The 20,273-nt window shown below is 71.2% G+C and carries 22 protein-coding genes; 6 read left to right on the top strand and 16 right to left on the bottom strand.

Going from position 1 to position 20,273, the window contains the following annotated elements:
• Positions 1–6 precede the first annotated feature (6 nt).
• Entirely contained in the window at positions 7–1,071 is a 1,065-nt protein-coding gene (locus ACQP03_RS00710; protein ID WP_357129619.1) for an LCP family protein, read from the bottom strand.
• Positions 1,068–1,553 (bottom strand): SigE family RNA polymerase sigma factor, encoded by a 486-nt coding sequence (locus tag ACQP03_RS00705; protein ID WP_357129616.1) that lies wholly within the window; start codon positions 1,551–1,553, stop codon positions 1,068–1,070. Before ACQP03_RS00705 ends, ACQP03_RS00710 begins: the two co-directional genes overlap by 4 nt.
• A gap of 181 nt (positions 1,554–1,734) precedes the next feature.
• On the opposite strand from ACQP03_RS00705, the gene ACQP03_RS00700 reads away from it, so the two are divergent.
• Both ACQP03_RS00700 and ACQP03_RS00695 read left to right on the top strand, forming a co-directional pair.
• Positions 1,735–3,279 carry an LPXTG cell wall anchor domain-containing protein gene (locus ACQP03_RS00700; RefSeq protein ID WP_357392127.1) on the top strand — a complete coding sequence of 515 codons (1,545 nt, stop codon included), beginning with the start codon at positions 1,735–1,737 and terminating at the stop codon, positions 3,277–3,279.
• A gap of 121 nt (positions 3,280–3,400) precedes the next feature.
• A complete protein-coding gene (locus ACQP03_RS00695; RefSeq protein ID WP_357129610.1) occupies positions 3,401–4,225 on the top strand; it encodes a DedA family protein in 825 nt (274 codons plus the stop codon).
• Positions 4,226–4,396: 171 nt separating this feature from the next.
• Here ACQP03_RS00695 and ACQP03_RS00690 read toward each other — a convergent pair whose 3' ends face one another.
• From ACQP03_RS00690 to ACQP03_RS00650, 9 genes are all read right to left on the bottom strand, one after another.
• The gene (locus ACQP03_RS00690) at positions 4,397–4,774 is read right to left on the bottom strand and encodes an ArsR/SmtB family transcription factor (RefSeq protein ID WP_007454255.1); all 378 of its coding nucleotides are present in this window, start codon (positions 4,772–4,774) and stop codon (positions 4,397–4,399) included.
• Between the two features lie 57 nt (positions 4,775–4,831).
• Positions 4,832–5,371 carry an orotate phosphoribosyltransferase gene (pyrE, locus tag ACQP03_RS00685; protein ID WP_355048453.1) on the bottom strand — a complete coding sequence of 180 codons (540 nt, stop codon included), beginning with the start codon at positions 5,369–5,371 and terminating at the stop codon, positions 4,832–4,834.
• A 168-nt stretch (positions 5,372–5,539) separates the two neighbouring features.
• Positions 5,540–6,349: an SDR family NAD(P)-dependent oxidoreductase gene (locus ACQP03_RS00680; protein ID WP_357129607.1), complete on the bottom strand. Its 810-nt coding sequence runs from the start codon at positions 6,347–6,349 to the stop codon at positions 5,540–5,542.
• Between the two features lie 9 nt (positions 6,350–6,358).
• Positions 6,359–7,015 carry a hypothetical protein gene (locus ACQP03_RS00675; protein ID WP_357392129.1) on the bottom strand — a complete coding sequence of 219 codons (657 nt, stop codon included), beginning with the start codon at positions 7,013–7,015 and terminating at the stop codon, positions 6,359–6,361.
• Between the two features lie 72 nt (positions 7,016–7,087).
• On the bottom strand, positions 7,088–7,927 hold the full coding sequence (locus ACQP03_RS00670) for a hypothetical protein (protein ID WP_357392131.1): 840 nt from the start codon (positions 7,925–7,927) through the stop codon (positions 7,088–7,090).
• A 90-nt stretch (positions 7,928–8,017) separates the two neighbouring features.
• A complete protein-coding gene (locus ACQP03_RS00665; RefSeq protein ID WP_357129598.1) occupies positions 8,018–8,596 on the bottom strand; it encodes a DUF4178 domain-containing protein in 579 nt (192 codons plus the stop codon).
• A 127-nt stretch (positions 8,597–8,723) separates the two neighbouring features.
• Entirely contained in the window at positions 8,724–9,101 is a 378-nt protein-coding gene (locus ACQP03_RS00660) for a hypothetical protein (RefSeq protein WP_357129595.1), read from the bottom strand.
• Between the two features lie 101 nt (positions 9,102–9,202).
• The gene (clpB, locus tag ACQP03_RS00655) at positions 9,203–11,794 is read right to left on the bottom strand and encodes an ATP-dependent chaperone ClpB (protein WP_357129592.1); all 2,592 of its coding nucleotides are present in this window, start codon (positions 11,792–11,794) and stop codon (positions 9,203–9,205) included.
• Between the two features lie 85 nt (positions 11,795–11,879).
• Positions 11,880–12,515 (bottom strand): TetR/AcrR family transcriptional regulator, encoded by a 636-nt coding sequence (locus ACQP03_RS00650; RefSeq protein WP_357129589.1) that lies wholly within the window; start codon positions 12,513–12,515, stop codon positions 11,880–11,882.
• Positions 12,516–12,600: 85 nt separating this feature from the next.
• Between ACQP03_RS00650 and ACQP03_RS00645 the strand changes: the two genes are divergently transcribed.
• Positions 12,601–13,734 (top strand): epoxide hydrolase family protein, encoded by a 1,134-nt coding sequence (locus ACQP03_RS00645; RefSeq protein ID WP_357129586.1) that lies wholly within the window; start codon positions 12,601–12,603, stop codon positions 13,732–13,734.
• An 83-nt stretch (positions 13,735–13,817) separates the two neighbouring features.
• Here the strand turns inward: ACQP03_RS00645 and ACQP03_RS00640 are convergent, their stop codons facing one another.
• Positions 13,818–14,909 carry a hypothetical protein gene (locus ACQP03_RS00640; RefSeq protein WP_357129583.1) on the bottom strand — a complete coding sequence of 364 codons (1,092 nt, stop codon included), beginning with the start codon at positions 14,907–14,909 and terminating at the stop codon, positions 13,818–13,820.
• A 30-nt stretch (positions 14,910–14,939) separates the two neighbouring features.
• Between ACQP03_RS00640 and ACQP03_RS00635 the strand changes: the two genes are divergently transcribed.
• The 3 genes from ACQP03_RS00635 to ACQP03_RS00625 all read left to right on the top strand — a co-directional run bounded on the left by ACQP03_RS00635 (position 14,940) and on the right by ACQP03_RS00625 (position 17,293).
• Positions 14,940–15,440 (top strand): cation:proton antiporter regulatory subunit, encoded by a 501-nt coding sequence (locus ACQP03_RS00635; RefSeq protein ID WP_355048462.1) that lies wholly within the window; start codon positions 14,940–14,942, stop codon positions 15,438–15,440.
• Between the two features lie 5 nt (positions 15,441–15,445).
• Positions 15,446–16,651, top strand: a complete 1,206-nt coding sequence (locus tag ACQP03_RS00630) for a cation:proton antiporter (protein WP_357129579.1) — start codon at positions 15,446–15,448, stop codon at positions 16,649–16,651.
• Between the two features lie 210 nt (positions 16,652–16,861).
• Entirely contained in the window at positions 16,862–17,293 is a 432-nt protein-coding gene (locus ACQP03_RS00625) for a hypothetical protein (protein ID WP_357129576.1), read from the top strand.
• Positions 17,294–17,454: 161 nt separating this feature from the next.
• Here the strand turns inward: ACQP03_RS00625 and ACQP03_RS00620 are convergent, their stop codons facing one another.
• From ACQP03_RS00620 to grpE, 4 genes are all read right to left on the bottom strand, one after another.
• Entirely contained in the window at positions 17,455–17,637 is a 183-nt protein-coding gene (locus ACQP03_RS00620; protein ID WP_357129573.1) for a hypothetical protein, read from the bottom strand.
• Positions 17,638–17,767: 130 nt separating this feature from the next.
• Positions 17,768–18,208, bottom strand: coding sequence for a heat shock protein transcriptional repressor HspR (locus tag ACQP03_RS00615; protein ID WP_355048782.1), 441 nt, complete (start codon positions 18,206–18,208; stop codon positions 17,768–17,770).
• A gap of 30 nt (positions 18,209–18,238) precedes the next feature.
• Positions 18,239–19,426 (bottom strand): molecular chaperone DnaJ, encoded by a 1,188-nt coding sequence (dnaJ, locus tag ACQP03_RS00610; RefSeq protein ID WP_357129570.1) that lies wholly within the window; start codon positions 19,424–19,426, stop codon positions 18,239–18,241.
• 85 nt (positions 19,427–19,511) lie between these two features.
• Positions 19,512–20,264 (bottom strand): nucleotide exchange factor GrpE, encoded by a 753-nt coding sequence (grpE, locus tag ACQP03_RS00605; RefSeq protein WP_357392135.1) that lies wholly within the window; start codon positions 20,262–20,264, stop codon positions 19,512–19,514.
• Positions 20,265–20,273: the final 9 nt, after the last annotated feature.

Here is a 20,273-nt window from a genome sequence, read left to right as displayed (position 1 = left end):
ACGGAGTCACCGGGCTTGGTCGACCAACGTCGGGTGACGGGCCGCCCAGTCGCCGAGGCGGTCCTCCCGCAGCGCCTTCAGGAAATCCGGCACGAACGTCGGGTCGGCCCGCAGCGAGCGGTCCCTCGCGCTCGGCAGGGCCACCGGCAGACCGAGCCCGACCGGCTCGACCGACCGCAGCGTGGGCACGAGCCGCAGCAGGTCCAGCACGGCCGCCCGGTCGGGTGACACCACGAGGTCCGGGCCGACGGCGGCCAGCAGTCTGGCGAGGCGTACCGGATCGGTGAGTGCGCCCCGGTCGGTGGTCTGGCGGACGAGACCGGCGGCGAAGAGACGGGCGTTGCGGTCCCGGTCCTGGCTCCCCGCGGGCAGACCGTAGCGCTGGCGGAGCAGGTCGACCGACGCGGCGCCGTCGAGACGTTGGCAGCCGGCCGGGAAGACCCGCCGGGTGTGCACGGATCGCACCCGCTCGCTCAGGCAGACCGGCACACCGCCCACGGCGTCGGTCAGCGCGCTCACGGTGCGGTACGTCAGCACCACGCCGGCATCCACCCGTACCCCGGTCAGCTCGGCCACCGTGCGCCGGGTCAACTCGTACCCCTTGGTCATCTCCGGCCGGGTCGACCCGACGCCGGCCGGAAAAGCGGCGTTCAGCTTGTCGGTGCCGTGGCCCGGGATCGACACGCCCAGGTCGCGGGGCAGCGACACCAGGTACGGGCGACTGCGGTCGGCCGGGATGTGCACCAACAGCACCGCGTCGGCCCGCGTCGCCGCCGGCCCGTCGCCGTCGATGCCGAGCAGCAGGATGTTCAGCGCGCCGGTTGGCACCGGTCGAGCGGACTCACCGAGCAGTTCGGCGGCCGGCGGCGGCCCCCCGCGCTCCGGAGTCAGCAGCGGCACCCCGATCCCCAGCACCCCGAGCAGCGCCAACGCGACACCACCGGCCTGCCAGCGGCGACGCCGACGGCGACGGCGGATGGTCAGGCGGTCGATCGCCGCGCGCAGCGGGCCGGTCGGCGGGGTCAGCGGCTCGTGCCGGGCGAAGGCGGCACGCAGGTCATCCTCGATCATGAGGGAACCTCCACGTACTCGGCCCGGAGCGTGGCAAGGGCCCGGGAGATGGACGAACGGACGGTCCCGACGGCACAGCCGAGGATGTCGGCGATCTCGGCGTCGGGCAGATCCTCGTAGTAACGCAGCACGAGGGTGGCGCGCTGCCGGCGCGGCAGCCGGGACAGCCAGGTCCAGATCTGGTCCCGGTCCACGGCGGACTGGGCGTGGTCGGCGGACGCCGGCAGGGACTCGTCGGGCTCCCCGCGCAGCAGTACCCGACGCATCCACGAGCCGCGCTTCCAGTCGACGTACTGGTTGGTGAGCATGCGGCGCACGTACCGCTCGGGCGAGTCCGCGCGGGCGACCCGCCGCCAGTTCAGTTGGACCCGGACCATCGTCTCCTGCACCAGATCCTGCGCCTGGTGCGGATCACCGGTGAGCATCACCGCGTACCGCAGCAGCGGGGCAAGCCGCGTGTCCGCGAACTCCTCGTACGTCACTGCACCTCCCGGGTTCCTGCTTCAGTTGACGGGAGCGGACGCGCTGAACATTGCGGTGGCGGTGATCAGCCTTTCGGTTCGTCCTGCTGACCAGGCGGTGATCAGGGACGACGCCGAACCTTAGCGGTTCCTTAAGATCCACAGGCTGCACCTGAATCCCCCTACTGGAGGAATCCCCCTCATGCTCACCCACTCCAGCCGGCGCTGGCTCGCCGGACTGGGCGTCGCAGGCGCGTTCGTCGCCGCCTCCGCCAGCCCGGCCCTCGCCGACGAGGCCCGTTTCGATATCGCCACGCATGACGTGCTCGTGGCACCGGGTCATTCCACGTCCGGCTACCTCTACGCCCGGCCGACCGATGACGAGTCCGAGCCGACGTTCGGCGAGACCTCGGTGGACGTCGACCTCTCCGCAGTCGCGGACTTCGCCATCGTGGAGCCGATGTGGGGCTGGACCTGCGACGTCTCGCCGACGAAGCTGCACTGCGAGAGCGAAACCGAGGACGGCATGCCGCCGTGGTTCGACTACACGGTCTCGGGTAAGGACGACGCGAAGCCGGGGCAGCAGGGATCCCTGGCGATCAGCATCACCTCCGGGGGCAAGACCGCCAAGGCGACGGCAGGCGTCACCATCGCCGAGGGCGTCGACCTGGCGGGCGACCCGACCGTCGAGGCCAGCGGCGCCCCGGGCACCACGGCAGGACTGCCGGGTGTCGTTCGTAACACCGGCGAGACCGCCATCGATGGCGCCGTTCTCGTGTTGCAGGCCCAGGAACTCGCCGCCTACGGCGGCGACCACTCGAACTGCAGGTCCGACGAGTGGGGCATGGTCGCCGTCTGCGCGTTCGACACGAAGATCGAGCCGGGCAAGTCGTACAAGCTCTCGAACGGCATGCCGATCAAGGTGAGCGCGAAGGCACGCACCCGTGCGACCTTCTCAGTGGCGCTGTCCTGGTGGACCACTGACGACTGGGACCTGGCGTCCAAGGACTCGCCCATGGAGGACTTCAAGCCCGGCAACGGCGACAAGCTCCGCCTGGTCGAGCAGTCGATGCAGGCAGCACGGGTGCCGCAGACCGACGTCGACGTGTCGAACGACGTCACCATCGGGAGCGTTCGGGTAACCGGCAACACTTCGGCTGACCTCGCGGCCAAGGGCGCGACCGCAAGTGGCAAGAAGGGCGACGTGGTCACCGTCGCGCCGAGCTTCACCAACCTGGGGCCGGCGGTGCTGGAGTACATCGGCCAGGGCACGCCGGACCTCGGGATGGAGGACCTGCCGGTTCGGGTGACCGTTCCGGCCGGCACCACGGCGGTAGAGGTCGACCCCAACTGCGTGCCGTTCAAGCCGGGCACCGCGTGGGACCCGTGGGACGCGGCCTGGGGTGAGCCGGGCGCGAAGGAGTACGCGTGCCTGAGCCTCGAGACCTGGCCGGACGACGTGACCACGTACGAGTTCCGACTTCGGATCGACAAGGTCGACGCGAACGCCTCGGGTGCTGTCACCACCGTGCTCGCCGGTGACCCGAACAAGGGCAACAACACGGCGACGATCGTGATCAACCCGGCCTCGTCCAGCGGCGAGGGTGGCGGCAACGGTGACGGTGGCTCGCTGCCGATCACCGGTCAGTCGACCGGCCTGCTCGCCGGCCTCGGCGCGCTGCTGCTCGCCGCGGGCGTCGGCGGCTACCTGGTGGCCAAGCGCCGCCGGACCCGCTTCGTCGCCTGATCCATCCCAGCGGTACCGGTGCCCCGTCGACCACGCTGGTCGGCGGGGCACCGTCGTATCCGGCAACCGGGTGGTGAGCACCGGTCCGGCGCGGCCCGGACTGCGGGCTTCGGTACCCTTTGTGGCCGTGGACACAGCTGAGAAGACCCGCGCTCTCACGGAGAGCGTCGCCCTGAACCCGCTCGATCCCAAGGACCTGTTGCAGACCTTCGGGCTGGTCGGCGTCTGGGTGATCCTCTTCGCCGAGACCGGCCTGCTGGTGGGCTTCTTCTTCCCCGGCGACTCGCTGCTGTTCCTCGCCGGGGTGGCCGCCTCGCCGGTGGCGGACGCTATCTTCGGCGACGGAACCCGCCTCTCGCTGGCCGGTCTGCTGATCGGGGGACCGATCTGCGCGATCCTCGGCGCGCAGTTGGGGCACTGGCTCGGTGCGCGGTACGGCCGACGGATGTTCGAGCGGCCCAACTCGCGGCTCTTCAAGAAGGAGTACGTGGAGAAGGCCGAGTACTACTTCCAGAAGTTCGGCCCGGCCAAGGCCGTGGTGCTGGCGCGTTTCATCCCGATCGTGCGGACGTTCCTCAACCCGGTCGCCGGGGCGCTGGGCATGCCGGCCCGGCAGTTCCTGCTGTGGAACATCGTCGGCGGGGTGCTCTGGGTGGACGGCATCCTGCTGATCGGCTACCTGCTCGCCGACCGGATCTACAAGGCGATCGGCGATAAGATCGACCACTACATCCTGCCGGTGGTCGCACTGATCATCCTGATCTCGGTGCTGCCGATCTTCTTCGAGTTCCTCCGCGACCGGCGGGCGCGCAAGCGGGGCGAGGCGGTCGCGGTCGTCGCGGCGGCCAGCGCCGCGGGCGCCGTGGACGCGGTGCGTGAGAAGTTCGACCACGACGAGCACCCGCACGACCGTCGCGGGGGGCACGGCAACGGTCAGCAGCGCTGATCCCGGGTACGACGACGGCCGGCCCCCTGGTGTGGGGGTCGGCCGTCGGCATGTCGGACCCGGCCTCCGGCGGTGCGGCCGGGGACGAGCAGGTATCAGCTACCGGTGGCGCCACCCCTGGTTCGCCACCGGACACCGCCCCGGGTACGAGACGGTGCGCAGCGCCTTACGTCAGCGGGCCTTCTTGGTGGCCCGCTTACGCGGCGGGGTCAGCAGGTCGGCGATCGTCGCGATCGCGCTCGGGACCAGCCGGTAGTACGCCCAGACACCGCGCTTCTCCCGCTCCAGCAAGCCGGCCTCGGTGAGGATACGCAGGTGGTGACTGACCGTCGGCTGGGAGAGGCCGAGCGGCGCGGTCAGGTCACAGACGCACGCCTCGCCCTCGGGGGCCGACTGGATCAGGCTGAGCAGCCGCAACCGGGCGGGATCCGCAAGGGCCTTGAGGACCCCCGCGAGACGCTCGGCATCGGCACGTTCGATCGGCTCACCGGCAAGCGGCGAGATCTGAGGCATAGTCATTTCGGCCAACGCAGTTCCCACGTATTCCATCCTTCCACCAGCAGCATCGATCCGCCTGCATATCAGCAGATACGAATCGGCAGACTTTTACGCCACAAGGCCGAGGTCAGCCAACGTATAGGCCGCCCGGTACGGCAATCCGGCGGCTCGCACCGCGTCGCCGGCGCCTCGATCAACAATAACCGCCACGCCCACGACTTCGGCTCCGGCCTCGCGAAGAGCCTCGACGGCGGTCAACACACTTCCGCCCGTTGTGGACGTGTCCTCCACCGCCAACACCCGGCGGCCGGCCACCTCCGGTCCCTCGATCCGTCGCTGTAGACCGTGTGCCTTGCCCGCCTTGCGCACCACGAAGGCGTCCAAGGCGCGGCCGGTTCCAGCGGCGGCGTGCAGCATCGAGAGCGCGACAGGGTCCGCGCCCAGGGTGAGGCCACCGACCGCGTCGTACTCCCAGTCGGCGGTCAGGTCGAGCAGCGCCTTACCGACCAACGGAGCGGCCTGGTGATGGAGCGTGACGCGTCGCAGATCGACGTACCAGTCTGCCTCGCGCCCCGATGACAACGTGACCCGTCCGTGGACCACAGCCAGGTCGGTAATGAATTTGCGCAGGTCGTCGTGGTCCCCCATGGCGATAGAGGTTACTGCGCAACTCTGAACGCCGTGTGGACGGGCCTGCCGAATCAGGGCGGTGAGACACCGATGACGGGCGATGTCCGACTACGCTCAGCGACTGGCTCGGTCGCGGTGCGCCAACGACCGACGGCGGCGTCTCCGGCGCGACGACGCGCCCAGGGCTCAGCGTTCCTCGCGACCGATCCGGCCGCGGGTGTCGCGCGAGACCACTTCGAGTAGCCGGCGCGGCGCGTGCCGCAGACCGGCGACGGCCACCTTGTACTTCCACGCCGGAACACTCACCAACTTGCCTTTGCGCAGGTCACGCAGGCCCTCTTCGACGACGTCCTCGGCTCGCAGCCACATCCAGTTCGGCGTTTTGGACATGTTGATGCCGGCCCGCTCGTGGAATTCGGTACGGGTGTAACCGGGGCACAGAGCCATCACCCGGACGCCGAAAGGGCGGGCCGACTGGCCCACGGACTCACTGAAATTGGTGACCCACGCCTTGCTGGCCGAGTAGGTCGACCCGGGCATCACCGCGCCAAACCCAGCAACTGAAGAGACATTTATCACTGCCCCATCGCGCCGTTCGGTCATCGGACGTAGCGCCGCCAGTGTCAATCGCATGACGGCGTGCACATTGAGGCGGAGCAGCCGCGCCTCGTCCTCCGCTGTGGAGCGCAGGAACGGCTTGTTCAGGCTGATGCCGGCGTTGTTGACCAGGAGGTGAACGGGAGCGTCGGACGCCAGCCGCTGTTCGACGGTGGCGCAGCCGTCATCGGTGGACAGGTCCGCCGGCAGCGTCTGGACGTCGTGCCCGTGTCGGGCGCCCAGCTCCGTGGCCATCGCGGCCAGTCGATCCGCGTCCCGGGCGACCAGCACCAGGTGCCAGCCGTCGGCCGCCAGGCGCCGGGCGAACGCCGCGCCGATGCCGGCGGTGGCGCCGGTGATCAGGGCCCGTCGCTCGGGGGTCGTGGATTCGAGCGTCACGGGCGGTCCTCACCTGGGCGGGTACGGGGGCGTGGCCGGCGCCTGCGGGGGTTGGTGCGACGCGGGCGGGAACGCGGACGGCGCGGTCGGTGCCGTGCGGCGGTGTCGACCGAACCAGGCGTTCGCCGCCGGCAGGGCCAGCAGCGCGGCTACCACAAGGTAACCGAGGGCCTGCCCGACGGAAAGCCCGGCATTGAGCGGAATCCACCAGGACGGGTACGCGTCCGAGAGCAGGCCCAACAGCTCGGCGGTGGCCCGCTCGTCCGCCCCCAGCCGCAGCGGCGCGGCGCGTTCGCCGACGAGCACCGCCACGCTGCAACAGCCCGCGAGCAGGCCGAGCCCGCAGACCACCCAGATGGCCACGCGTACGCCCCGTCGACCCGTCAACAGTCCGAGGGCCAGTCCGGCGAGCACGAGCGCGGACAGCCCGGCGACCACCGCGGTCAGCGCCGCCGACGCGCGCAGCAGGGCCACCACACCGTCGATCTGCTGCGGGCTGGCCGAGGTGTTGCGCGCCACGGCGCGGAACTCCCCCACCGTCCGGCCCAGCACCGCCAGGTCGACGGCGGTGTACGCGAGCGCGCCGACCGCCATCAGCAGCAGCACGGCCGTGGCCGCCGGGACCACGGCGGGCCGGCGGGGCGGTGCCGGTTCGGGGTACGACACGACGGATCCCTCCGGTAGGCGTCGGGTTGCAACCTACTCGGAGGGATCGTCGGCGTCGTGCCTATCCGTGGATCAACTCGTCGACGGCGGGGTCGTGTCGGGACGGTCCGTCGGCGGCGTGTCGTCCGGACGGTCCGAGCTGGACGGGTTGGCCGGCGGGGCGGTCGGCTGCTCCGGCCCGGACGCCTGGCCGGGAGTCGACGGGTAGGCCGGCTCCCCGCTGGACGGCTGACCGGGAGTCGACGGGTAGCCGGGCTGGCCGGACGCCTGCGGGTAGCCGGGCTGGCCGGACGCCTGCGGGTAGGCCGGGTAGCTGGCGCCCGGGGTCGGCGGCTCCCATGCGGCGGCGGGCTTGCGGAAGAACTCGTTGGACTTCGGCAGGGCCAGCAGGATCAGTGCCGCCAGCAGAGCGAGCAGGCTGACCACGCCGAGCAGGAGGCTGACCGGGGTGATCCAGGACGGCAGCGCCTCGTCGAGGCGGCGCTGGACCTCTTCGGGGCTCGGCATGTCGCCGCTGCCGCTCCCACCGGTGTTGAAACCGCCGGCCGCCCCGCTGAGCAGGGTGCCACCCGTGCAGCAGACCATGATGCCGCCGACGATCCAGGTGGTGATCCGGGCGCCGTTACGACCCTGGTTGTTGAAGATGGCCAGCACGCCCAGCACGACGGCCAGCAGGAGCACGAGGATCGCGCTGCCGAGGCCGAAGGCGAAGAAGAAGTCCGCGACCTGCTCCGCCCCGTCGGCGGAACTGCCCGCGTACGCGTCGCGGAGCACGTCCCGGGTCTTGCCGATGGTGGAGAGGGTGATGATGAGACTGATCACCTGGCACGCCAGGAACAGGTAGAGCAGATAGCTGGAAATCGTCACGGTGGAGGGCCGTTGGCGGGTCGGCGTGCTCGGGGAGTCGACCACGATTCTCCTTTCCTAGATTGGGCCCACACCGTATCGGCAACCGGCCACTGCGGCATGCCGTGCCGAAAGCGGCGCGCCCGGCGAGGTCGCTCAGCGCGCGTCGTCGACGGGTCGGATCGCCAGGTCGGCCGGATCTAGCAGGTCACCGCGCGCGACCCGCCAGCCCTCTTCGCCGTACGCCTCGAAGGAGAGCCGGTCACGCCCGCCCGACTCGTAGTCGTGGTAGCGCATCGTCCCCGCCGCCGGCAGGCCGGTCTCCCCGGTGGAGGTGTAGCGCGCCTGCCCGGTCTCGGCCCAGGTGTACCGCCGCCCGCCGAGGTCGATGGTCGGCGCGCCGGGGGTGACTGTCGCGCCGGGCTCGGCGGTCCAGAGCACCAGCTCCAGCTCGGGACCACCATCACCCTCCACAGAGAGCCGGTGCGGCGTGCCGGAGGCGTCGTCGAGGAGGTGCTGCACCCACGTCCAGCCCCCCTCGACCAGTCGGATGGTGCCGCTCACGACGTACTCCCGCTGGCGGATCCGCACGCGGTCACCCGGAGCCAGCCGGCGGGTCGGCGGGAGGCCGGTGGGCCCGGCCGCGGCCCGGCGCCGGGCGCGCACGACGGCCACGAGCACGACCGTCATGAGTACGACAACGGCCCCCACCAGGGACGCCAGCGACCCGTCCACCCGACCACCTCCCCAGGTACGTCGGCGCAGACGGTAACAACCTGGCGCACCGAAATGAGTCGCGTCGTGACCGAAAGCTCAGCCACCCACGACGGACCGCGGAACGCGTGGGGGTGTGCGGCGATTGTCAGGCCGCCGCGAGTCGCTGCGTGGCGTAGTCGCCGAGGGTGGAGCGACCCATGACGCAGCCGACGAAGGTGGTGAACTCGGTGGAGTCGTCGCGCAGCGACGTCCAGGTCGCCTGGGCGGCGGCCGGGTCGACTCGTTCCAGCAGCGTCGCCGCGTACGCGCGGCCGGCGGGCGATCCCTCTGCCAGCAGGTGGTCGAGTTGCCGGCGTACCTCCTCGGGGTGCTCGTCGAGTGCTGCCTCGACGCGGTGGTACGCCTCGGTCACCGGCAGCACCTCACCGGCGAACCCGACACCGCCGAAGGCCAGCGTGTCGGCGGTCATCAGCTCGTCGACCGCCGCGCGAAGGTCCCGCTCCCACCTACTCATCCCGAACATGCCCCACTCCTTTCCCCGCCGGCCCGCCTCTCACCCTGTTGATCAAGAGGTTTGCGTCATGGGAAGACGTCCCGATGACGCAAACCTCTTGATCGCGGGGCTCAGGCGGGGGTGACCGTCAGGGCGTTTCCGGCGGGGTTGAGGTCGACCTTGACCGTGTTGCCGTCCCGGATGGTTCCGGAGAGCAGGGCCTTGGCCAACTGGTCGCCGATGGCGGTCTGCACCAGGCGGCGCAGCGGTCGGGCGCCGTAGATCGGGTCGTAGCCGTGCTCGGCCAGCCACCCACGGGCGGACTCGGTGATGTCCAGCGCCAACCGACGGTCCGCAAGACGGCTTCGCATCCGGTCGAGCTGGATGTCCACGATGGAGCGCAGATCGTCCCCGCGCAACGCCGCGAACACCACGATGTCGTCGAGCCGGTTGAGGAACTCGGGCTTGAAGTGCGACCGGACGACGGCGAGGACGCCCTCGCGGCGCTGCTCCTCGGCCAGCGTCAGGTCGCTGATCACCGACGACCCGAGGTTGGAGGTGAGGATCAGGATGGCGTTACGGAAGTCGACCGTCCGGCCCTGGCCGTCGGTGAGCCGACCGTCGTCGAGCACCTGGAGCAGCACGTCGAAGACGTCCGGGTGCGCCTTCTCCACCTCGTCGAGCAGGATCACCGAGTACGGCCGGCGGCGGACGGCCTCGGTGAGCTGGCCGCCCTCCTCGTAGCCGACGTAGCCGGGCGGGGCACCGACGAGGCGGGCGACGGAGTGCTTCTCGCCGTACTCGCTCATGTCGATGCGGACCATCGCCCGCTCGTCGTCGAAGAGGAACCCGGCGAGCGCCTTGGCCAACTCGGTCTTGCCGACACCGGTCGGTCCGAGGAAGAGGAAGCTGCCCGTCGGACGGTCCGGGTCGGCGACACCGGCCCGAGCCCGGCGTACGGCGTCGGAGACCGCGCCGACGGCCTCGGCCTGGCCGACCACCCGGCTGCCGAGCGACTCCTCCATCCGCAGCAGCTTGGCCGTCTCGCCCTCCAGCAGCCGGCCCGCCGGGATGCCCGTCCAGGAGGCGACGACCGCGGCGATGTCGTCCGAGCCGACCTCCTCCTTGAGCATCGCGCCGTCGGCCTGGAGCCGGGCCAGCTCCTCCTCGGCCTGCGTCAGCTCGACCTTGAGGGCCGGGATGCGCCCGTACCGCAGCTCGGCGGCGCGCTCCAGCTCGCCGTCGCGCTCGGCCCGCTCGGCCTCGCCGCCCAGGCGCTCCAATTCCTCCTTCGCGGTGGAGAGCTTGGTGATGTGGCTCTTCTCGGTCTGCCAGCGCTCGGAGAGCACGGTGAGCTGCTCGCGCTTGTCGGCCAACTCCTGGCGCAACCGGGCCAACCGCTCGGCGGAGGCGGCGTCGGGCTCCTTGGCCAGCGCCATCTCTTCGATCTCCAGCCGGCGTACGGCCCGCTCGATCTCGTCCACCTCGACCGGCCGGGAGTCGATCTCCATTCGGAGCCGGGACGCGGACTCGTCGACCAGGTCGATCGCCTTGTCCGGCAGGAACCGGTCGGTGATGTACCGGTCGGAGAGCGTGGCGGCGGCGACCAGCGCGGCGTCGGTGATCCGTACGCCGTGGTGCACCTCGTAGCGCTCCTTGAGCCCGCGCAGGATGCCGATCGTGTCCTCGATCGTCGGCTCGCCCACCAGCACCGGCTGGAAGCGGCGCTCCAACGCCGGGTCCTTCTCGATGTGCTCGCGGTACTCGTCCAGCGTGGTGGCGCCGACCATCCGCAGCTCACCACGCGCCAGCATCGGCTTGAGCATGTTGCCGGCGTCCATCGAGCCCTCACCCTTGCCGGCGCCGACGACGGTGTGCAGCTCGTCGAGGAACGTGATGACCTGCCCGTTGGAGTTCTTGATCTCCTCCAGGACGGACTTCAGCCGCTCCTCGAACTGGCCCCGGTACTGCGCGCCGGCAACCATCGCCCCGAGATCCAGCGAGACCAGCTTCTTGTCGCGCAGCGACTCCGGCACGTCACCGGCCACGATCCGCTGGGCGAGACCCTCGACGATGGCCGTCTTGCCAACGCCGGGCTCGCCGATCAGCACGGGGTTGTTCTTCGTACGCCGGGAGAGCACCTGGATGACCCGGCGGATCTCGGAGTCCCGGCCGATGACCGGGTCGATCTTGCCGTCGCGGGCGCTGGCGGTCAGGTCGACGCCGTACTTGCTGAGCGCCTGGTAGGTCTGCTCGGGGTCGGCGGTGGTGACCCGCCGGTCTCCGCCCCGTACGGTCGGGAAGGCCGCGATCAGGGCCTCTTCGGTGGCCCCGGCCGACTTCAGCGCGGCCGACACGGCACCGCCCACCCGGGCCAGACCGGCGAGCAGGTGCTCGGTGGAGGTGTACTCGTCACCCAGCGGGCGGGCGATCTGCTCGGCGGCCCCGATGGCGTTGACGAACTCGCGGGCCAGGGTGGGCTCGGCGATGCTGGAGCCCCGCGCGGCCGGCAGGGCGTCGACCGCACGATCGGTGGCCCGGCGCAGCTCGGCGGGGTCGGCCCCGACGGCGCGCAGCAGACCGGCGGCGGTCGAGCCTTCGGTGTCGAGCAGGGACAGCAGCAGGTGCCAGGGCTCCACGGTCGCGTGGCCACGCTGGTTGGCCAGGGAGACGGCACCGGTGATGGTCTCGCGGCTCTTGGTGGTGAGTTTCTCGGTGTTCATGGGCTCCCCCGGATCGGCGTTGTCCACTGTCTTGGACGCAACCAGAGTTGAGCGTATTCCACTCAACCTTACCGTGTGACGCCTGTCACTCGCGGGGTCGCCACCGCCAGTCGAACTCCCCGGCGGCCGGCGCCGGGCCGGGCAGCTCGCCCGCCTCCGGCACCGTCGACAGGCCGCCCAGCAGCACCGCGAGCTGCCGGCGGCGCAGCTCACGGGTGCGCTCCACGTCGGGTACGCGCACAGCCGCACACCCCTCCAGCACCAGCCCCAGATCCTGTACGACCACGTCGGCGCGCAGCCGCCCACTGGCGTGCGCCCGCTCGACGAGCGCCGAGGCCAGCTCGCCCGCGCGTACCGCGTCCCGACCCATCTCCTCGGTCGGCGTGAAGGTGCCGGCCAGGTGGACGGTGAGCGAGTGCACGTCGGCGTCGACCACCCGGGCCAGGAACCCGGCGAACGCGGCCCAGTCGTCCGGCTCGGCGTGCGCCTCCTCGGCCACCGCGATGTAGCGGCGCAGCCCGTCGTGGCAGAGCTGGCGCAGCAGGGCCTCCTTGCCCGCGTACCGCCGGTAGAGCGCGCTGATCCCGACGCCGGCGCGGTCGGCGACGGCGGCGATCGGGGCCTTCGGGTCGTCGAGGAAGACGGCGCGGGCGGCTTCGAGGATCACCTCGTCGTTGCGGGCGGCCTGGGCGCGGCGGCCGGCCAGGGGCTTCGTCGACATGGGTCGAGGCTACCACTGGAACGGATCGTTCCGGTCTGCTACCGTGATTGCAGAACGAAACATTCCGTTCCGAAGGAGTCCCGAGATGACCGGCACCGCGATCCGCCCGTTCCGCGTCGAGATCCCGCAGACCGCCCTCGACGACCTGGCCGCCCGCCTGGACCGCACGATCTGGCCCGCCGAGCTGCCCGGCGTCGGCGACACGTACGGGATGAGCGGCGACCGGGTCCGCGCGCTCGCCGACCGCTGGCGCGACGGGTTCGACTGGCGAGCCGTCGAGGCTCGGCTCAACACCCACCCGCAGTTCGTCACCGAGATCGACGGCGAGCAGATCCACTTCCTGCACGTCAGGTCGTCCCGGCCGGACGCCACCGCCCTGGTGCTCACCCACGGCTGGCCGGGCTCGGTGCTCGAATACCTGGACGTCATCGGCCCGCTCACCGAGCCGAGCGACCCGGCCGCACCGGCCTTCCACGTGGTCATCCCGTCGCTGCCGGGCTTCGGATTCTCCGGCCCCACCCGCAGCGCCGGCTGGAACCGGCACCGCACGGCCCGCGCCTGGGCCGAGCTGATGAGCCGCCTGGGGTACGACAGCTACGGCGCGGTCGGCAACGACGGCGGCTCGTTGATCTCGCCGGAGCTGGGTCGGATCGACCGCAAGCACGTGCTCGGCGTGCACGTCACCCAGATCTTCTCGTTCCCGTCCGGCGACCCGACCGAGTTCGCCGACCTCTCCGAGGCGGACCAGGCGGCGCTGGGGCACCTCCAGTGGTTCTACGAGAACAAGTTCTCCTTCAACCAGGTGCACAGCCAGCAGCCGCAGACCCTGGCGTACGCGCTGGCCGACTCGCCCATCGGGCTGCTGGCCTGGAACGCGCAACTCTTCGACGAGAGCCTGGACGCCGACTTCGTCCTGGCCAACGTGGCCCTCTACTGGTTCACCGGCACGGCCGCCTCGGCGATCCGTTTCTACTGGGAGGACGCCCACGCCGACGAGCAGCCGGCCGAGCCGACCACGACGCCCACCGCGGTGGCCATGTTCCCCGGTGACTTCCAGTCCATCCGCCGCTTCGCCGATCGCGACCACGCGAACATCGTCCGCTGGACGGCCTACGGGACCGACGTGGAGGGGCGCGGTGACGTCGGCGGCCACTACGCCGCCCACCAGGCGACCGACGTCCTGGTCGACGACATCCGCGAGTTCTTCGCGCAGCTCTGATCGACTCGGTTTCCCGGAAGTTGGGGTGTCCTGGAGGTCCGGACACCCCGACTTGCGTGACGTCGAGTCGATCAGGCTAGACGTCAGGCGTTGTCGAGGATGATCTTCGTCCAGCGACGCTCGGTCACCCAGCCGACGCCGAGCAGGATCCCACCGTCCCCGCCGATGGCCACGATCGTGCCGTCGGTCAGCACGGACAGGCTGCGGTCGGGGCCGATCGGCCAGGGCAACCCGGTGTAGCGACCGTCCTCCCCGACAGCCCCGGCGCCCGCCGGGCCGGTCACCGCGAGCAGCCCGCCGCCGATCGGTGCGACGGATTGGATTTGTGGCGGAGCGCCGTCGACGCGGATCAGATCCCACCCTCGGCGCAGTCGCCAGAGCGCCGGGAAGGATCTGCGGTCCGGGCGCGTCCCGACCAGCCAGGCCGTCCCGTCCCCCTCGACGTGGGCGTTCAGAGCGGCGATTTGCCCGTCGGGTGCCGGCACCGGGGTCTGCTGCCAGCTCCGCCCCCGGTCGAAGGAGACAGCCGCGTACAGCTTCCCGTCCTTCTCCCCGGTCGCGACCAGCAGCGGGCCGTCGCCCGCGTCGACCGCGTTCAATCCGGGTACGCGGGGCTGCGCGGCCAGCGGGCGCAGCCGTTGGCCGTCCCACTCGCCGATTTGATCACTGCCCTCGATCACCTGAAATCGACTCTGGGCGCCCACCCACTGCGGCGGCGGCCCGTCCAGCGCGTGCGTGAACGAGGTGCCACCGTCGGTCGAGGTCCACCAGCCGTGCGGCTCACTCCACAGCGTCAGAACCCCCGGCGCGGCGTAGAGCTGGTGGTTCTCCGCCGCCGGGTGGGGATGTCGCAACTCCCGCCAGGACCGTCCGCCGTCATCGGTGCTGAACAGTCGCGCCGGACAGGCGTCGTCGGGCGGCGGCTCGCCGCAGTTGGCGAAGAGGGCGTAGCCGCGCTCGGCGTCGACGAACTCGACGTACGGCGGGTCGTACCGCTGGGGAACGGCGACCCGGACGCGGCGCTCCCGCGCGACGGCGGCCGTTGGAGACGGCGCGGTGACGGTTGCCCCGGGCGACGCGGTCGGCGGTTTACGGCGGACATCGCCGATCGAACACGCAGCCAACAGAGTTACGAGCAGCAGCACCACTGTCCGACCCGATATCCGTCCGATCATCGGCGTCTCCGAAGCGGTAGCCTTGCCCGGGTGCGAGTACGTGTGGAACAGACTGCCTTACCGGGCATCGGAGTGCGTCACGATCTGGTGACCGAATCCGGCCGGCGGCTCGGCGTGGTTTCCCACCGCAACGGCCGCCGTGATCTTGTCCTCTACGACCCCGACGATCCCGACGCCTGCCAGGCGGACATTCCGCTGACGGACGACGAGGCGGAGGCGCTGGCCGACATCCTCGGCGCTTCGCTGATGCTCGGTCAGCTCTCCGGGCTGCGCGAGCAGGCCGCTGGGCTGCTCACCGAGCAGATCGCCATCCCGGCGGGGTCGCGGTACGTCAACCGTCCGCTCGCGGACACCAAGGCGCGTACCCGCACCAGTGCCTCCATCGTGGCGGTGCTGCGTGACGGCGAGGTCATCGTCTCGCCGCTCCCCTCGTTCCGCTTCGCCGCCGGTGACGTGGTGGTCGTCGTCGGGACCCGCAGAGGTCTCGACGGTGTGTCCGCCATCCTCGCCGACAGTGACCCGGACGGCTGAGGCGGATGCACGATTTCACCACACTGCTCATCGAGGTTGGTGCGCTCCTCCTGCTGCTCGGGCTCCTGAGCCGGCTCAGTCGCCGCTTCGGCCTCTCTCCCATCCCCCTCTACCTGCTCGCCGGGCTCGCGTTCGGGCACGGCGGGCTGCTGCCGCTGGACGCCAGCGAGGAGTTCTTCGCGGTCGGCGCCGAGATCGGCGTGATCCTCCTGCTGGTGATGCTCGGCCTGGAGTACTCGGCCAACGAGCTTGTCGGCAACCTGCGCTCAGCGGCACCCGCCGGTCTGATCGACGGGGTGCTCAACGCGCTGCCCGGCGCGGGGTTCGCCCTGCTGCTCGGCTGGGACTGGGTGGCCGCCCTCGTACTCGGCGGCATCACCTGGGTCTCCTCGTCCGGCGTGATCGCCAAGGTCCTCGCCGACCTGGGTCGCCTCGGTAACCGCGAGACCCCCGTGATCCTCTCGGTGCTCGTCATCGAGGACCTGGCGATGGCGCTCTACCTGCCGCTGGTCACCGCCGTACTGGCCGGCACCGGCCTGCTCGGCGGCGGGATCGCGCTCACCGTCGCGGTGGGCACGGTGCTGATCGTGCTGGTGGTCGCCATCCGGTACGGCCACCTGATCTCGTCCGCCCTGTCGGCGAAGGACCCGGAGGCGCTGCTGCTCGGCGTACTCGGCCTGACGTTGCTGATCGCGGGCATCGCGGCGTCGCTGCAGGTGTCGGCGGCCGTCGGCGCGTTCCTGGTCGGCATCGCGCTCTCCGGCCCGGTGGCCCACCACGCGACCGAGCTGCTCTCGCCACTGCGGGACCTGTTCGCAGCCGTGTTCTTCGTGTTCTTCGGCCTGACCACCAGCCCGCAGGACATCCCGCCGGTGCTGCTGCCGGCGCTCGCGCTGGCCGTGGTCACCATGGGCACGAAGACGCTCACCGGTTACCTGGCGGCCCGCCGGGTCGGCATCGCCGAACCCGGTCGCTGGCGGGCCGGTCTGGCGCTCGTACCCCGAGGTGAGTTCTCCATCGTCATCGCCGGCCTCGCGGTCGCGGCCGGCAGCGTCGAGCCGCGGTTGGCCGCGCTCGCCGCGACGTACGTCCTGATCACCGTGGTGACCGGACCGGTCCTGGCCCGGCTGCCCGACTTCCCGTGGTTCAAGCGGTGGTTGCGCAACCGCGCCTCGGCCCAGCGGCGTCAACCGGTTCCCGTCCACGACTGACGTTCGCCGCCGCTGTCCTGCCCGGGTGAGGTGCGACAGCGGCGCTGGCCAGGGCACCCGAACGGCCGTTCGGGTCGGGCCGGCCAACGGTTGCCGAATTGCGCCTTACGGGTACTACCGCAGTAACCGACGGCGGGTTACCGTTTCGCCCCAGCAGCCAGGGTCCGCAGGCAGCGTTGCCACCCGCGGGCGAGAGCGGAAGGTTGGCCGGTGAGCGTGCAGGAGTCGACGTTCCACGGCTTCGCGAACCCCGTCGATCCGAGCCCGGCGGAGTTGCGAGCTTGGGCGTACCAGCCGGATTCGGTCCCGTTGGCGTCCATGCCACCCGACTGGGACCTGCTGGTCTCGGGTGACCGGCTGGTGTTGACGCTCTTCGATCTGGCCATGGACCCGACGTGCCCGGCCCGGCGCTTCGCGCTGCACTGCCTCTACATCTACGCCGCCGACGGCATCCGGACGAACTTCCGGGCCCATCCCAAGCGCCGCTTCCGCAAACTCGTGGAGCAGGCCGAACGCGACGGCGACGAGCTGATGAAGATCTGGGCGCACAACGGCCGCGTACTGCTGGCCCGGCCGGATCTCTTCGTCTACCGGGACTGGTGCGAGGGCGGCCTGGTCCGCGAGAACCGCCGCCTCGGCTGAGCCCGCGCCCCTCATTGCGCCGATCTTGCACTTTCTGTGCCGACTTACTCCGGGAATCGGAACATTTCACCGTACGAAAGTGCAAGATCGGCGGGGTAGGGGCGGCGTGGCGAACGGGCCGGGACCCCCCGTGGGTCCCGGCCCGTACGTCGGTCGCCGGTTCAGTCGCGCTTGCGGTCCGGTTCCGGTTGGGTCGGCTCGCCCTGCTCGGCGAACCGTCCCTCCTTGATCCGGTCGCGGAACGTTCCCTCGGTGACCTTGTCGAACTTCTCGCGGACGGTGTCAGCCAGGCTTTCCAACCGCTCCTCCGTCTGCTGAGCGACTTTCTTCGCCGGCTCCGCCATCGCTCCCCCTCGCCATGCCGGTAGGCCCGAATTAAGCCGTTTGTACCCCGTATCGACAGGTTAACGGAAGCGGCCCGGTCCGCGCCGGGAAATCGGAGCGCGGGCCGGGCCGAAGAAGCGGTACGTGGGGTCAGCGGTCGGTGTTGCGGCGGGGACGCCAGACCACCAACGCGGTGGACGTGCGGTTGGTCGGCACCAGATCCCGACCCGGGAAGCGCGCCAGCGACTCCAGCTCGGCCACCCGGCGGTAGGCGGCGTCCAACTCCGCCTCCAACCGCGCGACCCGCTGCTGCGCCTGCTCCAGCAGCCGCTCCAAGCCGATGATCCGCTTGACGCCGGCGAGGTTGATCCCGTCGTCCTGGCTGAGCCGCTGCACCTCGCGCAGCAGCACCACGTCCCGGACGCTGTAGCGACGACCACCACCAGCCGCCCGGCCAGGCTGCACCAGCCCCAGCCGGTCGTACTGGCGCAGGGTCTGCGGGTGCATCCCCGCCATCCGCGCCGCCACCGAGATCATGAGCACCTTGGCCTCGTAGGCAGGGTCACCCGAACCGAGGAACTCGCCCGACATCCCGCTCACCTCCGCGTCCATCCCACCGGACTATCCGACCCGACGCACACGCGCGTCGAGATGTTCCCGCGCCGCCGGCGGACTCTGCTCGGCGAACGCCTCCAGCGCGGCCCGCGCCTCGTCCGTCAGTCGGGCGGGCACCACCACGTCCAGGGTGACCAGCAGATCCCCGGCCTGCCCGTCGCGGCGGACCACGCCCTTGCCCCGGGCCCGCAGCACCCGCCCGCTGGGCGTGCCCGGCGGCACCCGCAGCGTCACCGCGCCGTCGAGCGTGGGCACCCGCAGGTCCGTGCCGAGCACGGCCTCCGGGAAGGTCACCGGCACCGTCAACGTCAGGTCGTCTCCGGTACGCCCGAACAACTCGTCCGGTCGAACCTTCACGTGCACGAACAGATCGCCGGCCGGGCCACCGCGCTCACCCGGCTCGCCGCGCCCGGCCAGCCGGATGCGTTGGCCGTCGGCCACCCCGGCCGGGAAGCGCACGTTCATCGTGCGGGTCTTGGTGACCCCGCCGCTGCCGTGGCACTCCGGGCACTTCTCCTCCACCACGGTCCCGACGCCCTGGCAGTTGCCGCACGGCTCGGAGAAGCTGAACGACCCCTGGTTGCGGGTCGTCACCCCGGCCCCGTGGCAGACCGGGCAGGTACGCGGCTGGGTGCCGGGCTTGGCGCCGTTGCCGTGACAGGTGTCGCAGACACCGGGTGCGCGCAACGTCAGCGGCAGGGTCACCCCGCGCACCGCGTCGCCGAAGTCGAGCGCCACCTCGGTCTCGACGTCCCGGCCCCGGGCCGGACCACGCGCCGCGGCCTGCCCACCGGCCTGCCCGCCCGAGAAGATCGAGCTGAACAGGTCCTGGAAACCGGCGCCACCGCCGAAACGGCGGTCGCCGCCGCCCGCTCCGCCGCCGAACAGGTCGGAGACGTCGAACGGCATCCCGCCCGGCTGGCCGCCGGCGCGGGCGTTGCGCCGGAACGCGCCCGAACCGAACAGCGAACGCATCTCGTCGTACTCCCGGCGACGGCCGGCGTCCGACAACACGTTGTACGCCTCGGAGACGGCCTTGAACCGCTCCTCGGCCTTCGGGTCGCCCGGATTGTGATCCGGGTGCGATTCCCGGGCCAGCTTGCGGTACGTCTTCTTGATGTCATCCGCGGAGGCGGCCTTGTCCACGCCGAGCACGGCGTAGAAGTCCTTCTCGAGCCAGTCCTTCGAACTCACCGGTCCACCCCCTTCCGACCGTCGTGGCCCGGCCGTCCCGCCCGCCGCAGTGCGGGGGGCGGGACGGCCCGGTCACCGTCTCGCACTATTCCGGATCCGCGACCGCGACCAGCGCGGGGCGCAGCAGCCGCTCACCGAGCTGGTAGCCGCGCCGCATGACCTGCACGCAGGTCGGCTCGCCGACCTCGGCCGAGGTCTGGTGCGCGACGGCCTCGTGCCGGGTCGGGTCGAACGGGTCGCCCTGCTCGCCGAAGGCGGTCAGGCCGAACTTGCCCAGCGCGGCGGTGAGCTGGTCCGCCACCGTTCCGAACGGTCCGACCAGGTCGCCGTGTTCCCGTGCCCGGTCCAGGTCGTCGAGGATCGGCAGCAGCGCGGCCAGCACCGAGCCGGTCGCCTGCTCCTGCACCAGGGCACGGTCACGGTCGACCCGCTTGCGGTAGTTGGCGTACTCCGCCGACACCCGCTGCAGGTCCCTGGTCCGCTCGTCGAGCTCGGCGCGGAGTGCCTCCAACTCGGCGCCGAGCGTGGTCCCGGTGCCGCCCACCGGCTGCGCCGGGGCGTCCACCACCGGCGGACCGGAGGGTTCCGGCCCGTCGGTGGCGTTGACCTCGGCCTCGATCTCGTCGACCACGACCTCGGCGTCCTCGACCAGACCCTCGGCCGGTGCGCCGGTCTCCGCGTCGGCGGCGGTGCCCTCCGGCTCCGTCGCGTCACTGAGCTTGCGGTTGTTGCGGATGACGACCCGCTCCTCGGCGTCGGTGGTCGACTCCGTGGGCGCGGAGCCACCCGGCGTCGACCCGGCGTCGTCCGAGTCGGCGGCTCGTGGCTTCTGCGTCATGGGGCTACC

Origin of the sequence: Micromonospora sp. CA-248212, from assembly GCF_050948405.1 — a bacterium.
GTDB lineage: Bacteria > Actinomycetota > Actinomycetes > Mycobacteriales > Micromonosporaceae > Micromonospora.
Note: the sequence above shows the minus strand (reverse complement) of the source record. Positions and strands in the feature narration are given on the sequence as shown.

What these genes read in the sequence shown, in the direction of transcription:
- pyrE (WP_355048453.1), bottom strand. Translation starts at nt 5,371, where the DNA reads ATGGGGGACCACGACGACCTGCGCAAATTCATTACCGACCTGGCTGTG.
- ACQP03_RS00645 (WP_357129586.1), top strand. Translation starts at nt 12,601, where the DNA reads ATGACCGGCACCGCGATCCGCCCGTTCCGCGTCGAGATCCCGCAGACC.
- ACQP03_RS00710 (WP_357129619.1), bottom strand. Translation starts at nt 1,071, where the DNA reads ATGATCGAGGATGACCTGCGTGCCGCCTTCGCCCGGCACGAGCCGCTG.
- grpE (WP_357392135.1), bottom strand. Translation starts at nt 20,264, where the DNA reads ATGACGCAGAAGCCACGAGCCGCCGACTCGGACGACGCCGGGTCGACG.
- ACQP03_RS00630 (WP_357129579.1), top strand. Translation starts at nt 15,446, where the DNA reads ATGCACGATTTCACCACACTGCTCATCGAGGTTGGTGCGCTCCTCCTG.
- ACQP03_RS00640 (WP_357129583.1), bottom strand. Translation starts at nt 14,909, where the DNA reads ATGATCGGACGGATATCGGGTCGGACAGTGGTGCTGCTGCTCGTAACT.
- ACQP03_RS00660 (WP_357129595.1), bottom strand. Translation starts at nt 9,101, where the DNA reads ATGTTCGGGATGAGTAGGTGGGAGCGGGACCTTCGCGCGGCGGTCGAC.
- ACQP03_RS00690 (WP_007454255.1), bottom strand. Translation starts at nt 4,774, where the DNA reads ATGGAATACGTGGGAACTGCGTTGGCCGAAATGACTATGCCTCAGATC.
- ACQP03_RS00620 (WP_357129573.1), bottom strand. Translation starts at nt 17,637, where the DNA reads ATGGCGGAGCCGGCGAAGAAAGTCGCTCAGCAGACGGAGGAGCGGTTG.
- clpB (WP_357129592.1), bottom strand. Translation starts at nt 11,794, where the DNA reads ATGAACACCGAGAAACTCACCACCAAGAGCCGCGAGACCATCACCGGT.
- ACQP03_RS00650 (WP_357129589.1), bottom strand. Translation starts at nt 12,515, where the DNA reads ATGTCGACGAAGCCCCTGGCCGGCCGCCGCGCCCAGGCCGCCCGCAAC.
- ACQP03_RS00615 (WP_355048782.1), bottom strand. Translation starts at nt 18,208, where the DNA reads ATGTCGGGCGAGTTCCTCGGTTCGGGTGACCCTGCCTACGAGGCCAAG.
- ACQP03_RS00700 (WP_357392127.1), top strand. Translation starts at nt 1,735, where the DNA reads ATGCTCACCCACTCCAGCCGGCGCTGGCTCGCCGGACTGGGCGTCGCA.